Below are 14,110 nucleotides of genomic sequence, written 5' to 3'. Positions count from 1 at the left end.
TTCCCGGCGTTGAACAGCGGCCCGCAGAGGCCGACGCACGCCATGAAGAACCTTTCCAACACCGAGTTCTCCCCTGAGGTGGTCGAGCTCATGACCACCGCTCTAGAAGCTGCGGTTGCCACGTTGCCGGAGCCCGTGCACTCTTCGCACGTCAACGCCCTCGCCGAATCCATTCTGCGCACGGCTGGTGCAGGCGAGCGCGATGTCGCGACTTTGCAGCGGATCGCCCTGATGGAGCTGCAACTGGCGCCGCGCAAATGATGAGGCCCGCATGAAGACGATCACTGTTGCCGTCATTGCGCTGTCTGCCACCTTGTCCGTTGCCCGGGCCGACAGCTGGACCAGCTACCGGATTCCGGAGTCAGGCACCTCGGTCGACGTTCCCGTCTCGGTTTTCACGGAGATGGCCGGCAAACCCGACGGCTACGGCCAGCAATTTCGTACGTCCGACGGCAGGGCCGATCTCACCGTCCAGGCTGTTGCCAACCGGCAGGGTCTTTCGCCGGCTGAATTTCTGGCCAGGAAGAATCCCCCGTCCGGGATCATCTACAAGCGGATTGCGTCCGATTTCTTCGTGGTTTCCAGCATCAAGCGCGGCACAATCTGGTACGACCGCTGTAACTTCTCGCGGGGCTATGTGCACTGCGTGCTGGTCAATTATCCGGCGGCCGAGAAGCGGCAATGGGATCGACTTGTCACGCGGATCAGCCACAGCCTGAGGGGCGGCTGAACCGGACCACGGAGAAGAGCTGCCCGGGTAAGCCGGGCAGCAGGTCGTCAGGATTAGCGCGCCGTCGTTGACGTGGTCGACATGGCCGGCTTCGAGCCCGGCACATGCGACATCGTCTTGGTGGTCGAACCGACCTCTTCGCCGGCCTTGACCTTGGTGCGCGTGTGCGAGCGGCTAAACGTGCCGCCCTCATGGGCCTGCGCGCGGGCGTTGGAATTCAACACCGGGCCGTTACCCTTGTTCGTGCTGACGCCGGTCCGGGCCTTGCCGTTGGCGGCCGCGGCGCTTCCGCCGGCCGCGATCGACGAGCCGGTGTTGCCCGTCGCCGAGGTGGATGTGCCGCCCGTACCGACCGTGGAAGCGGAGGTGCCGCCGGCTGCGCCCGAGCCGCCGCTTCCGCCGGTGATGCTGGTCTGTGCGGCAACTGGCGAGGCGGCAGCAAGCAGAAGCGCGACCGCCGAGGTCGTGAGTAGAGTTCTCATGTCTCAATCCTCTCTATGAATTCAGGGCGACGACGTCGAGATCGTGCAGCCGTTGACGGTGATGGTGCTGGCGCTGGTGGAGCCAGGCCCGCCCGCTGTCGACGAGGAGCTCGAGACGTTGCCGCCGCCGGCCTGCACATGCACCGATGATCCGCCTGCCGAGCTCGAGCTCGAAAGCGAACCGCTCGACGACGTCGATCCGGTCGTGCCGGAACGCGATGCGCCGGCAGCGGTGATGCTGCCGTCGGCGTGTTTTTCGACCGTGACCTTGCAGGTCTCGCCCGATGCCGTCTTGCCGGTCTTTTCCATGGTTGCTGCCTGAGCAGCGCCACCCATCAGGGCCAACGCTGCGATCGCAATGATTGATCTGTTCATGCGAGTTCTCCTCCAACAAAGACGAAGGAGCGGCATCGCTGCCGCTCCTCGTTCAAGGCATCAATTCTTGTCCTTGTGGTGGCCCTTGCCTTTTTCCATGCCTCTGTCGCTGGCATGACCCGCTGACGAGCCGGCCGCGCCGACGGTCGAGCCGCTCTTGCCGTCACCGGCTGACGAGCCGCCCGTGCCGAGCGTCGATGCTGAGTTGGAGCCCGAACCTGCCGCAGAGCCGCCGGTACCGACGCTAGACGAGCTCTTGCCGCCGCCCGCGGATGAGCCACCAGTGCCGAGTGTCGAAGCCGAGCCGCTACCCGAGCCGCTGCCGGCCGCCGAACCGCCCGTGCCCACGCTCGAGCTGCTGGTGCCGCCGCCCGCCGACGAGCCGCCGGTGCCGAGCGTCGAGGCAGAGCCCGAGCCGCTGCCGCCAGCCGAGGAGCCGCCGGTACCGACCGTCGAGTTGCTCGTGCCGCCGCCGGCCGAAGAACCGCCGGTGCCGACGGTCGAGCTCGATTGCGCAACGGCGAGCGCCGTGCCGGCCAGCAGCGCGGCCGCAGCCGCAGAAAGCTTCAGGATCCTCATGTCCGTTCCTCCATTAGTTTCCAAAACAAAAGCGCCAGATCAGGCACGGGATAAATTGGCAATCGCCCGAGCGTTCCTTAGGTCGGGCACGTTGACGCGTTCTCTTCACGCTGCCGCGAAGTTCCGCGCGCGCAACGCGCGGGCGCACATCGCATCCATTCATCCAGTATTCATCTGCACGAAGCCCTGTCGTCTCTTGCGTCGCAATCACGCGATGCCGGCAGCTCTCAGAATGCCCCGACCATCACCTGGCGCTCGAACGGTCGACGCGAGGACGCCGAGCGCGCTGTGCGATTTGAGCGGCGACCGGCTGCGCGCGTCGCGCCGCGTCGAGTTGCAGGCGCAATTTTCGTCTCGGCCTTCGGTGTTTCAGCCATTGCCAACGCGTCGCTCGCGGCATGGCTTGGCGCATCGGCGGCAATCAGGGGCGAGGCTGCCGCGGCGGCAATGCCGGTCGACGTGTGCAAGATGATCTTTTCAGGGAGGGCGTGGGCGGAACGGATTCGAATGATTGTTCGATCGACATCCGGGGCCGCAGACGCCGTCGCAAGCGGCGGCAGATTGCGATCGAGTACGAAGAGTAGCGCTATGACGAATGCGCCTGCAAAAAGAAAATATCGAATGATGGGCATCAGGCGCTACCGATAGACGAGCCAAGGGCAATTGCAGGGGCGGGCTGCCAGGCGACAGCCCGCCATGCGATGCGATCAGTCCACCTCTTGGACGACCATGCGGGTCTCGGGATCGACCAGCATGACGCGGCTGCCCGAATAGACGTAGCGATACTTGGTAAGCGAAGGGCCCCAATCGCTCGGCACCGTCGCGAGCTCGACGTCGCGCGGAACCGGCGAGCCGATCACGATCTTTTCGCGCGTTTCGACCGGACGAACCTTATGCTCGGTGACGTAAGACCGAATCCTGGTGCGAGACTCCGGCTCGATCTGCACGGCAGCGCCATGGCCCGCACCGGTGGTGGTGACGACGGTGGACTGCGCCATCGCGCTCGTTGACACGAGCAGGGCGGCGGCTGAAATCAGCATGAACTTCTTCATCGCGTTCTCCCTCGCCGCTGCATGCGGCGCTGCGATGAACTCGCGATCAGGCTGACCGTTCCGCCAACCGCCGGAACGTTTGCCGATATTTCCCGTTCTTGTCCGGGGCGCAATACAACTGGAGGAGAGGAAAATGCCTGTCTTGATTCTCTGGGCCGTGCCTGCAATCGTCGTCCTCGGCGGCGGCATCTATCTCATCGGCCACATGCACTGAAAGCAACGGGCCGCAGTTTCCGTCACGAAGAAACTGGGTCCGCAATCAGCCTGGCCTGGAAGTTCGTGCGGATAAACCAACGAACGCGCGGCGGCGTTCACGATTCCCGGTCGATTGCGGCAGCTCGCTTTCGATGCAGGTCGCAAGCTCAATGTAATCTCCTTCACACGCAATCGTGCCCAATGACGCTAGATGAACCAAGGCCTCGCCACCGCGCGGCCCAGTTCGGAGCTGGCGATGATAGCTGCACTGGCAAGGGCAATATCCCGCGCGACACGAACCAATTTCGACGTCGAGACTCTGAAGGTGCTGCTGATTTTCGCGGGCGCGGGCCTGCTGCTGTCCCTCGTGGCCGCGATGATCTACCGGCAGGCCGCCAACGCCGCCTTGCTGTGAGATCGCGCGAACCCGCCATCATCGAACCGTCACCGCTTTGTCATTCGCGCTCTATTGATCGCTGCTTCCTTCGCCGCGCATCGTGGAGGCTGATATGCATCTGACTGAGACAATTTCGTCCGACCGCCGGTCGATCCTGAAGGGTCTCGCGGCCGCCGGCGTCACGTCGCTGGCGACACCGGCCATGGCAGCCGAGGGTCTGGCAGCCGAGGGTCTCCCGGCGCAGCCGACCGGAGCGGCCGCCGCAATCGCCGCCGACAAGTCCTATTGGGCGGACGTCAAGGGGCTCTACGCCGTGACGTCCGACGTCGTCAATTTCGAGAACGGCTATTGGGGCATCATGACTGAACCCGTGAGGCGCGAGTTCATTCGCCAGTCCGACATGATCAACTATCAGAACACCTACTACGCGCGGCTGCGCGCGGGTGCGGATTTCGAGGCCGTGCGCGCCAGGGTGGCGGAGGCGGTCGGCGCGGCGGTGGAGGAGATCGCGCTCACCCGCGGCGCGACCGAAGCGCTGCAACTCCTCATCGGCGGCTACAACAGGCTGAAGCCCGGCGACGGTGTGCTCTATGCCGACCTCGACTATGATTCGATGCAGTATGCGATGAACGCGCTCAGGGCGCGCCGCGGCGTCGACGTGGTCAAGTTCGACGTGCCGGAGCCCGCCACGCGGCAGGCGGTGCTCGACGCCTATGCCCGCGCCATCGAGGCGAACCCGAAGACGAGACTTCTGCTGCTGACCCATGTCAGCCACCGCACCGGCTTCGTGATGCCGATCGCCGAGATCGCCCGCATGGCAAAGGCCAAGGGCATCGACACCATCGTCGACGCCGCGCATTCCTGGGGACAGATCGACTTCAAGGTGAGTGAGCTCGAGGCTGATTTCGTCGGCTTCAATCTGCACAAATGGATCGGCGCCCCGCTCGGCGTCGGCTTCCTCTACATCAGGAAGGACCGCCTCGCGGCCATCGATCGTGACATGGGCGACGAGGATTTTGCCGAGAGCGACATCCGCTCGCGGGTGCATACCGGCACGGTCAATTTCGCCACGGTGCTGACGGTGCCGACGGCCGTGGCGCTGCATCAGCAGATCGGCGCGGCGGCGAAGCAGGCCCGCCTGCGCTATTTGCGCGACTATTGGGTGAGCCGCGTCCGCGGATTCAAGGACATCGAGATCCTGACGCCGGATGAAGTTGGCTCATATGGCGCGATTACGTCCTTCCGTCTCGCCGGCAAGACCAGCAAGGCCGACAACGAGGCCATCGTGGTGAAGCTCCGCGACAGCCACAAGGTCATGACGGTGCGCCGGGCCGGCGTCGCCAAGGGCCAGTGCATCCGCGTGACGCCGGCGCTCTTCACCGACGAGGTCGATCTCGACCGCCTCGTCGAGGCGCTGGCCGTCATCACGGGGACGAAGACGGGGTGAAGCTGCGCGAGGCGGGTTGGCAGCGCCCAGGCATCACTTGCTTGCAATCAAAAATTGTGTTGATAGGATTTACTTCCAGGCTCCAGGGGGTGGCGCATGACGAATTCCTATCAGGTCACGGGTATCAACACCAAGGCGCCATTCACCCTGAAGATTCATCGCGGCGACGGGATGTTGCTGCTCGCGATGAATTGGCGGCAGGGCAAGCCACCGCGCGACTTCGTCGGCTTTGCGATCGAGTACAAGGAGCCGAAGGCGGACCGATTTTGGCCGGTGCCCAATCGCATCGGTTTTCCTGGTCAGCGCAAGAAGCCGAGCGACCCGATGCTCCCGAGTACGATTGCGCCGATTCAAAAATTCCGTTGGGTGCATTTCCCCTGGCATGCCGACAAGGACGGACAATTTCGCTATCGCGTGACACCCATGTTCATGGATAAGTCGGGAACGCTCAGCCGAGGCGAACCGCAGGAGGCCTCGATCGCCCTGATGCGCGAGACAATACCAGGCAAGCTGAACGTTGCTTTCACGCGCGGTTATGTGTCTTCGCAATCGTTTGTTGAGAAGTTCGCGCCGGACCGCAAGCTCGGCAGCCTCATTCCCGATGACGCGAAGGATGGTTTGACCTTCAAGCCCACGAACAAGAAGGCCGAGGACGCTTACAAGTGGATGGGTTTCGAAGCGCGTGCGTCGATCCTCGAAGTGCTGGATGAGGCGATCGCCGCCAAGGCCAATGTTCGCGTCATCGCTTATGACTTCAACATGCCCGAAATCCTGACTCGCCTCGAGAGGCTTGGAAAAAGGCTCAAGGTCATCATCGACGATTCGACGGCAAAAGGCGGCGGGCACAAAGCCAAGGATTCGCCCGAGAGCGTCGCTGAGAAGCGCTTACGTAAATCGGCGGGTGCTGGCAGCGTCAAGCGCCAGCACATGGCGAACCTGCAGCACCATAAGTCCATCGCGGTTTCCGGCAAGGGCGTGCATAAGGTCGTGTACGGCTCAACGAACATGAGCTGGCGCGGGTTCTACGTGCAGTCGAACAATGCGATCATTGTCAACAGCAAGGATGCTGTCGACGATTACTTCAAGGTTTTTGATAGCTATTTTTCGGCGGAAGCCGCCGGCGACTTTCGCGATTCCGAGGTGGCGAAGGGCTGGCGCGATCTGGGTGTGAGCGGCCTCGTTGGAAAGGTCGCCTTTTCGCCGCATACCGAAGAGAACGGACTCTTGGCGGTCGTGGGCAAGGACATAGCCAAGGCGAAATCCAGTGTTCTTTTTTCTCTGGCGTTCCTGGGCCAGATGAAGAATGGACCGATCGGTCCTGCCCTCGGTCGCGCGATCAAGAGCAAGAGCGTGTTCGCGCTTGGCATCGCCGATGCGCGCGTGAAGGAAGGGAATTTGGGCGTCACCGTATTGACGGCCGACAACAAGAAGCGCGTCGTTCGTTCGTCGGCCCTGACCGGCAATGTGCCGGCTCCGTTCAGTACCGAGCCGTCAGGACTGTCCGGCAGTGACGGTCAGCACCGCGGTACCCGGATGCATCACAAATTCGTCGTGCTCGATTTCGATACCGATGATGCACGCGTCTATCTGGGCTCGTACAATTTCTCCGAGCCCGCCGATACTGACAATGGCGAGAACCTGGTGCTGATCAAGGATCGCACGGTCGCGACCAGCTACATGATTGAAGCATTGCGCATCTACGATCATTACCGGTTCCGCTCCGCCCGGGAGGACGCAAAGGGCAAGGGCACAAAGGTGCTCGAGCTTCAATTGCCGCCTAAAAAGCCTTCAGAGAGGCCGTGGTGGCAGAAGGATTGGGACGATCCGATCAGCAGGAGAGACCGCGAGCTATTTGCCTAAAGCATGATCCGGAAAAGTGCGCAGCGGTTTTCCGAAAAGATCATGCTCGAACAACAACCTAAAGCGCGATGACGCTTCATCCTAATCGCATCGCGCTTTAGAGGTCGGGCCTCTGGTCGATGTGGCGCCAGAGTGGACCATCTGCTCACCGCCACCCCAGCGCCGGCGCGACATGCGTCAGAATCGCCTCGATCGCGTGCGCGCAATAGGCGACGCCGAGCTGGTTGGGAATCGTCAACAGCACCGTATCGGCCTCGGCGATGGCCTCGTCCTGGCGAAGCTGCTCGATCAGCACATCCGGCTCGGCCGCATAACTCCGGCCGAAGATCGCCCGGGTCTGCGGATCGATGAAGCCGATCTGGTCTTCGCCGCCGCGCTCCCCGCCAAAATAGGCGCGGTCGCGATCGTTCATCAGTGCAAAGATGCTGCGGCTGACGGACACGCGGGGCTCACGGGTGTGGCCGGCCTCTTTCCACGCGGCGCGATAGCTACGGATCTGCGCGGCCTGCTGCACGTGAAAAGCCTCGCCGGTCTCGTCGTTTTTCAGCGTCGAGCTCTGCAGATTCATGCCGAGCTTTGCCGCCCACACCGCGGTCGCATTCGAGCCGGCGCCCCACCAGATCCGCTCGCGCAAGCCTTGCGCATGAGGTTCCAGGCGCAGCAGTCCCGGTGGATTGGGAAACATCGGCTGCGGATTGGGCTCGGCAAACCCTTCGCCGCGGAGCAGGTCGAGGAAGACCTCCGCATGTCGCCGACCCATATCGGCGTCGCTCTGGCCGTCAGCGGGGCGATAACCAAAATAGCGCCAGCCGTCGATCACCTGTTCGGGCGAACCGCGGCTGATGCCGAGCTGAAGCCGGCCGCCGGCGATGAGGTCGGCGCTTCCCGCGTCTTCCACCATGTAAAGCGGGTTCTCGTAGCGCATGTCGATCACGGCCGTGCCGATCTCGATGGTGCTGGTCTTCGCGCCCACGGCCGCGAGCAGCGGGAAGGGCGAGGCCAGTTGCCGCGCGAAATGGTGTACGCGGAAATAGGCGCCGTCCGCGCCGAGCTGTTCCGCCGCGACCGCGAGCTCGATCGATTGCAGCAGCGTGTCCGCGGCCGAGCGGGTCTGCGATTGCGGCGAGGGCGTCCAGTGCCCGAAGGAGAGAAATCCGATCTTTTTCATGGGGGCAACATATGGATGATCGGAACAGTTTGCGAGACGTCGGGCGAGGGAAAGATGGCGGCAAGGCGTGTGCCCGTAAGCGCCTCCTGGAGGAAACAGGCACGGCTTGGACTGCTCGTGGAGTCTTCAGATTTCGCAGCCGGTCAAATTCAAAGCCTTGAGCAAGCCGCCGAACGCCTTGAGCCGACAGGGCTCGGTCTCGCTGGCGGCCTTTGCGCGCTGAACATTGGCGGTTCGCTCGGCAACGATTGGCTTTGGCTTCGGCTTGGAACGTTCAGCGGTCGCGATGGGCTTCGGTTTGCTTCGATGACGGACGATCGGTGCCGGCGCGGGCGAACCGACATGGATGTCTTGCGGAGCAACAGGGCTTTCGACCGAAGCAGGCTGTGCGGGCATCGCGCTGCCCACCGCGGCAACCTCGAGGCGATCGGCCTTCGCCAACGCGTCATGTGACGCGGAAACGTCTGTGCTTTGCTCGGCAAGCGGCGGCGCGATCGTGACGGCGCGACGCGGCGGAGCTCTCAGCTCCATGGCCGACAGCACTCCGACGCTGAACAGGATCAGGAGGCCCAACAAAGCCATTCTCAGCATAATGCGCCTCTAACCTAGGTTAGTGCCGCTGAAAATTCTCCGCGCCAATAAGGCAACTTTGCCGGCGGCTGCCGACCCACGGCGAATCATTTGCCGACAGGGTTAACGTCGGTGATCCTGCACGTGCCGAGAATGCTCCGCTCAGGTATGGGCAGACCAAATCTGGTCACACAAGATGGTCTTGTGAAGCCTGAGCTGAACACCACGAGAGCGATCGTCATGTCTGCTATTTGGGGAAGAAGTGCGCGTCCAACGGAACGTCCGCTTCGCGCCGACAGCAGACGCTTCCCGCTCTGACAAGCGAGCGAACTCGCAGATCCCGTTGCGCTGCTTCGGCCGGTATGATCGAAGGACTATCGCGTCCGTAGCCGAGGATGCGTTTGAGGCCGTGGGTTCCCGCCTGTGCGGCGCCCACTCATGAGGGTGGATCACCCCGTTCCGAAGGCAGATTAAATTGAAACACTGCGCCCCGTGGTTCATTCGCACAGGTCCAAAGTCGTCCTCCGTGCGCCTCGATGATCGAGCGGCAGATCGACAAGCCCATGCCGGTCCCGTCCGGCTTGGTGGTGTAGAAGGGCTCGAACAGGCGGTCAACGATTGCCAGGTCAAGTCCGGGTCCGGTATCCCGTACGGCGACAACAACGAGATTTGGGGCATCTGCAGCCGTGCTGATCCGCAGCTCCCGTGGCCCAACGTCGAGGCAGTTCATGGCCTCAATCGCGTTGAGGATCAAATTGAGAACAACCTGTTGCAGCTGGACGCGATAGCCCTTCACGAGCGGCAAGTCTGGAGCGAGGTCGGTCTGGATCAAGACATCATGTTTGAGCAACTCGCTCCGGGCTATGGTGATCACGTCCAGGATTGCACCATTGACGTCGATGCTCTCCTTCGGCGCCGGAGTTTTCTTGATGAGGGAACGGATCCAACCGATGATCTCGCCGCCTCGCTCGGCTTCTGCGACAATGGATGCGAGCGCCTGCCGTGCCTTTTCGAAATTCGGAGATTGAGTTCCTAGCCAGTTCAGTGCGGCTTCCGCGTTGCAGAGCATCGCGGTGATTGGTTGGCTTAATTCGTGTGTCACCGAAGCCGTGACCTGGCCCAGCGCCGCCGCGCGATTGGCGTGTGTAAGTTCAGCCTGCATCTCGCGGAGCGTCTCGGCAGTTCGCTTGCGTTCGGTGATGTCGCGGCTCAGACAAATGATCCGTGACCGGCCGCCCTCGCAGAATTCCCGCATACGGACTTCGACAGGAAACACAGTGCCGTTCTTTCGGCAATAGCGACTATCGAGCGTAGCGATGCCCCCGGCCTTGAGGCGTTGGCGGTTGGTCCGCCAGGTCGCTTCATCCATCTCCAGATCGAAGGAGGACGCAGTTGCCCCAACCAGTTCGCCCCGACTGTAGCCGAGGCTTTCGCAGGTATTTCGATTCACATCGAGAACGCGACCGTCTTCACTGTGGAGCATGAACATATCGGTTGCGTGATCCACGAAGGTACGGAAACGGGCTTCGCTGTCGATCAACGCCTGTTCGGCGCGCTTGCGCTCCGTGATGTGGCGGCCCACACCGCGGTAGCCCATGAAGCGCCCGGTCTGGTCAAAGATGGGCAGCCCAGAGACGGAAACATAGCGTTTGCCGCCGTCGGGCGTCGGCCGCGCGAGCTCGAAATCGCGAAACGGGAGGTGGGCATCGAGCATCTCCCGGTGCTTGCGCCAGCCCTCTGCATCAGGCTCCAGATAAGGGATCTCCCATCGCGTCCTGCCGATCTCGGAGACCGGCGGTTCGGGAAGTGTCTCAGCGAACTCCTGGCGGATGAAGCGATGCTGCGCGTCAGTTTCCCAGTACACATCAAAGGAGAATTGCACCAGGGTGCGAAAGCGCTCCTCGCTCTCGCGCAGTGCCTCCTCGGGACGCTTGCACTCATTCGAATCGAGCGCGACCGACGGCACTTGACTCGGATGTTGCATAAATCACCTCTTGCTCACGAGCGATGATCAATCGGCGCATTCTCGCACCGGATTGCGGGCCTGCTTGTCGCCCCCGGAGTGGCAGAGCGCCGGCGATCGCTAACGATGCACGGGCGGGTCCAACCTTGGCCTCGCAAACGGCCAATGATCGATCAGGAATATGCCTTGTGACGACTATACTCACGTATACAAGGCTTCTCCATAGCCATATTGCTGTGACGACCCGACCCCGCAAACAGCGCGAGCTGAGCGCCGGTTCCATCAATGCATGCGTGTGCCTGTTGGCCTGAACACGAGGTCCGTTCCGTATGGAGCCCTGGACTGTCGGTTCATAAAGTCAGACCGGAAGCGCAAGGCCGCGGTTCGTCTAGCGATCATGACCCGGGGCCAGACATCACCAACCTTTCAATACCGCCATTTCAGCTGCTATGATGGTTAGCCTGCAACAGCCTGACCCTTGGTGGTAGCCGGTCGTCGCCCGCTCGCCGTGCTGCGCCTTCAACCAGCGATCTATTCGGTTGACGATCCGGACGGCACCGAGCCCCAAGCTGTTGTGACGAGAACCAGTCATGTCAGTCGAAAAGGAAATGACATGATGGAGCGATCATGATTGGGCGCCGGCGTTTCATAACCCTCGTGAGTGCGGCCATCGTCGCTCCGCCGCTCTCGACACGTGCTCAGCAGCCGGCCACACCGGTCATCGGATTCCTCAACAACCTGTCGCCTGGTGCAATCGCCCGCCCCGTAGCCGCTTTCCGCGAGGGCCTGAAGGAAGCCGGCTTTATCGAAGGCCACAATTTGGTCATCGAATATCGCTGGGCCGAAAATCACAACGATCGTTTGCCCATGCTGGCTGCCGATCTGGTCCGGCGCCAGGTTGCGGTGATCGTTGCGACCGGCGGCGGCGTTTCGGCGCTAGCCGCCAAGGCTGCGACCAGCACAATTCCGACCGTGTTTTCCTCAGCCACTGATCCTGTCGAGCTGGGCCTCGTTGTCAGCCTAAACCGACCCGGCGGAAACGCCACCGGCGTTCATGTGATGACCAACTCTTTGGAAGCAAAGCGGCTGGGCTTGCTACATGAACTGGTGCCAAACGCCGCAACGATCGCCATGCTGGTCAATCCGGTCACCCCCGGCGCCGACAGCCAGTTGATGGAGGCGAAGACGGCTGCGCAAACCCTCGCGCGGAAGATTCACGTTCTAAGGGCACACAACGAGCCGGAGCTCGACACGGCCTTCGCGATCTTGGCCGAGGACCATGCCGACGCGCTCCTTGTCGCGGCCGATCCGTTCTTCAACGCTCACCGCCAGCAGATCGTCACACTGGCTGCGCGCTACGCCATTCCCGCAATCTACGAGTTCCGGGAATTTGCCGTGGCCGGCGGCCTGATGAGCTACGGGATCAGCCTGGCCGACGCGTACCGGCAGGTTGGACTTTATACCGGCAAAATTCTTCAGGGCGCTAAGCCCGCCGAATTGCCGGTTATGCAGCCGACCAAGTTCGAGTTGGTCATCAACCTCAAGACCGCTAAGGCGCTGGGCATCACTATCCCGCCGATGCTGCTCGCCCGCGCCGACGAGGTAATCGAATAGGAAGGTTGTTCCCGCGGTGCACGCGTCAGTTATTGGCCCGACGGCGAAGTTCAGGATGGCTCGGATATGGTCTGCTGATCGGGGTAGGCCGGAAGTGACACGCCGCCAGTCAAACCGGCGCTGTTGACCTCAACCGAGCGCGCAAGAAGCTTATGCTTTGAATTGCTCCGCCCTCAAGATTTTGGTTAATCTTGACGGCGATAGCTACAGCCGCCTGCCAGACCGCAGTGTAATGAGGCACTGAAGGGGGAGTGAAGGGATTGGGCCGGGTAACGCTTCGACGCAAGCTAGCTGCCATCGTTGCAGCCGACGTAGCAGGTTATTCTCGTTTGATAAGTCATGACGAGACCGCCACCATTCAAATACTTTCCGCTTATCGCCAAATTGTGGATGGGCTTATCTCTGATTTCGGCGGCCGGATAGCGAACACAGCGGGCGATAGTATTCTCGCCGAGTTTCCGAGCGCAACGGACGCGGTTGAATGTTGCGTGGCCGTTCAGCTTCGCATGTTTGAGGCTGAGAGGGGGCAGCCGGAAGACCTAGCGCTCCGGTTTCGGATAGGCATTCATTTGGGCGACGTGGTCGTTCAGGGGGATGATCTCCTCGGGGACGGAGTTAACATCGCAGCACGATTAGAAGGCATAGCTGACCCCGGAGGTATTTGCATATCCGGAGCCGTCTTTGACCAGATCGATGGAAAGATCGGTCACCCTATCGAACCTCTTGGGCTTCAGACTCTTAAAAATATCGCGCGCCCGGTCGAAGCCTACGCAATTCAGTTACGAAGCCGTCTGGCCTCTTCAGAGACGGCAAATCCCTCCTCATCGAAGTTTCAGCAGGAGGTTCGATATTGCCGGTCTGAGGACGGCGTCCGATTGGCTTATTCAGTCGTTGGCAATGGTCCCATTTTGTTGAAGTCAGCGAATTGGATCAATCATCTAGAGCTCGATTGGGAGCTTCCTCTGTATCGTCACCTCTTCGTAGGTTTGACGAAGCGGCACAAACTCGTTCGGTATGACGCACGCGGCAACGGCTTGTCTGATTGGGACCAAAGCGAACTGTCGCTGGACGCCTGGGTAAATGACATGGAGGCTGTCGCAGATGCAGTCGGCCTCGAACGCTTTCCTATCTTTGGTTTTTCGCAGGGATGCGCGGTGTCGATTGCGTATGCGGTCCGCCATCCCGAAAGAGTATCCAGGCTCATCTTGTTCGGTGGCTTCGTGACCGGCAGATTCAAGAGGCCTTCGATCACCGCTGCAGACCTGGAGCGATACAAAGCTACGGCAACTCTCATCAGACTGGGATGGAGCTCTGAAGATCCGACGTTCCGACAGATGTTGGCCTCGCAACTAATACCGGGCGCTACTAAGGAACAAGCGCTTGCCTTCAATGAAATGCAACGACGGAGTTTGTCAGCGGAAAGCGCTGCCAGATACTACGAAACTGTAAGTAACTTCGACGTCCGCGACCTTCTTCCGCAGGTATCTGTCCCGACGCTCGTGCTGCATTTCAGAGATGATGCTATGGTTCCGCTCGAGCAGGGTCGGCTGATGGGCGCCGGAATAAAGGGCGCAAAATTCGTTTCTTTACCCGGCAAGAACCATCTGCCCTTGGAAAACGATCCGGGCATGCCGCAGTTTTTCGACGAACTGGACTCGTTCCTTCGGGCAGACTAAGC

Annotated in this window: 14 protein-coding genes; 7 read left to right on the top strand and 7 right to left on the bottom strand. The window is 61.4% G+C overall.

What is annotated here, in order from left to right; all coding sequences use genetic code 11:
- Window positions 1–42: 42 nt before the first annotated feature.
- Entirely contained in the window at window positions 43–261 is a 219-nt protein-coding gene (locus IVA81_RS15010) for a hypothetical protein (protein WP_247319313.1), read from the top strand.
- A gap of 10 nt (window positions 262–271) precedes the next feature.
- Window positions 272–730, top strand: coding sequence for a hypothetical protein (locus tag IVA81_RS15005; RefSeq protein ID WP_247319311.1), 459 nt, complete (start codon window positions 272–274; stop codon window positions 728–730).
- Window positions 731–783: 53 nt separating this feature from the next.
- On the opposite strand, the gene IVA81_RS15000 is transcribed toward IVA81_RS15005, so the two are convergent.
- The 4 genes from IVA81_RS15000 to IVA81_RS14985 form a co-directional block, all read right to left on the bottom strand.
- A complete protein-coding gene (locus tag IVA81_RS15000; protein WP_247319308.1) occupies window positions 784–1,212 on the bottom strand; it encodes a hypothetical protein in 429 nt (142 codons plus the stop codon).
- Window positions 1,213–1,233: 21 nt separating this feature from the next.
- The gene (locus IVA81_RS14995; RefSeq protein ID WP_247319305.1) at window positions 1,234–1,587 is read right to left on the bottom strand and encodes a hypothetical protein; all 354 of its coding nucleotides are present in this window, start codon (window positions 1,585–1,587) and stop codon (window positions 1,234–1,236) included.
- Between the two features lie 60 nt (window positions 1,588–1,647).
- Entirely contained in the window at window positions 1,648–2,160 is a 513-nt protein-coding gene (locus IVA81_RS14990; protein WP_346659392.1) for a hypothetical protein, read from the bottom strand.
- A 713-nt stretch (window positions 2,161–2,873) separates the two neighbouring features.
- Window positions 2,874–3,218 (bottom strand): DUF1236 domain-containing protein, encoded by a 345-nt coding sequence (locus IVA81_RS14985; protein WP_247319300.1) that lies wholly within the window; start codon window positions 3,216–3,218, stop codon window positions 2,874–2,876.
- 451 nt (window positions 3,219–3,669) lie between these two features.
- Between IVA81_RS14985 and IVA81_RS14980 the strand changes: the two genes are divergently transcribed.
- The 3 genes from IVA81_RS14980 (at window position 3,670) to IVA81_RS14970 (ending at window position 7,117) form a co-directional block, all read left to right on the top strand.
- Window positions 3,670–3,828, top strand: a complete 159-nt coding sequence (locus tag IVA81_RS14980) for a hypothetical protein (protein ID WP_247319298.1) — start codon at window positions 3,670–3,672, stop codon at window positions 3,826–3,828.
- Between the two features lie 94 nt (window positions 3,829–3,922).
- Window positions 3,923–5,257 carry an aminotransferase class V-fold PLP-dependent enzyme gene (locus tag IVA81_RS14975; RefSeq protein WP_247319295.1) on the top strand — a complete coding sequence of 445 codons (1,335 nt, stop codon included), beginning with the start codon at window positions 3,923–3,925 and terminating at the stop codon, window positions 5,255–5,257.
- Window positions 5,258–5,353: 96 nt separating this feature from the next.
- Window positions 5,354–7,117, top strand: coding sequence for a phospholipase D-like domain-containing protein (locus IVA81_RS14970; protein WP_247319293.1), 1,764 nt, complete (start codon window positions 5,354–5,356; stop codon window positions 7,115–7,117).
- 145 nt (window positions 7,118–7,262) lie between these two features.
- Here IVA81_RS14970 and IVA81_RS14965 read toward each other — a convergent pair whose 3' ends face one another.
- The 3 genes from IVA81_RS14965 to IVA81_RS14955 all read right to left on the bottom strand — a co-directional run bounded on the left by IVA81_RS14965 (window position 7,263) and on the right by IVA81_RS14955 (window position 10,839).
- A complete protein-coding gene (locus IVA81_RS14965) occupies window positions 7,263–8,285 on the bottom strand; it encodes an LLM class flavin-dependent oxidoreductase (protein ID WP_247319290.1) in 1,023 nt (340 codons plus the stop codon).
- A 126-nt stretch (window positions 8,286–8,411) separates the two neighbouring features.
- Entirely contained in the window at window positions 8,412–8,876 is a 465-nt protein-coding gene (locus tag IVA81_RS14960) for a hypothetical protein (protein ID WP_247319287.1), read from the bottom strand.
- Window positions 8,877–9,291: 415 nt separating this feature from the next.
- Window positions 9,292–10,839 carry a PAS domain S-box protein gene (locus IVA81_RS14955; RefSeq protein ID WP_247319284.1) on the bottom strand — a complete coding sequence of 516 codons (1,548 nt, stop codon included), beginning with the start codon at window positions 10,837–10,839 and terminating at the stop codon, window positions 9,292–9,294.
- 606 nt (window positions 10,840–11,445) lie between these two features.
- Here IVA81_RS14955 and IVA81_RS14950 point away from each other — a divergent pair.
- Together IVA81_RS14950 and IVA81_RS14945 are read left to right on the top strand one after the other, a co-directional pair.
- Window positions 11,446–12,432: an ABC transporter substrate-binding protein gene (locus tag IVA81_RS14950; protein WP_247319281.1), complete on the top strand. Its 987-nt coding sequence runs from the start codon at window positions 11,446–11,448 to the stop codon at window positions 12,430–12,432.
- Window positions 12,433–12,683: 251 nt separating this feature from the next.
- Window positions 12,684–14,108, top strand: a complete 1,425-nt coding sequence (locus IVA81_RS14945; protein ID WP_247319278.1) for an alpha/beta fold hydrolase — start codon at window positions 12,684–12,686, stop codon at window positions 14,106–14,108.
- The last annotated feature ends 2 nt before the right edge of the window (window positions 14,109–14,110 follow it).

The sequence above is a fragment of the Bradyrhizobium sp. 141 genome, from assembly GCF_023074055.1.
Classification (GTDB): Bacteria; Pseudomonadota; Alphaproteobacteria; order Rhizobiales; family Xanthobacteraceae; genus Bradyrhizobium.
This window is presented reverse-complemented; position numbering and strand designations above follow the sequence as displayed.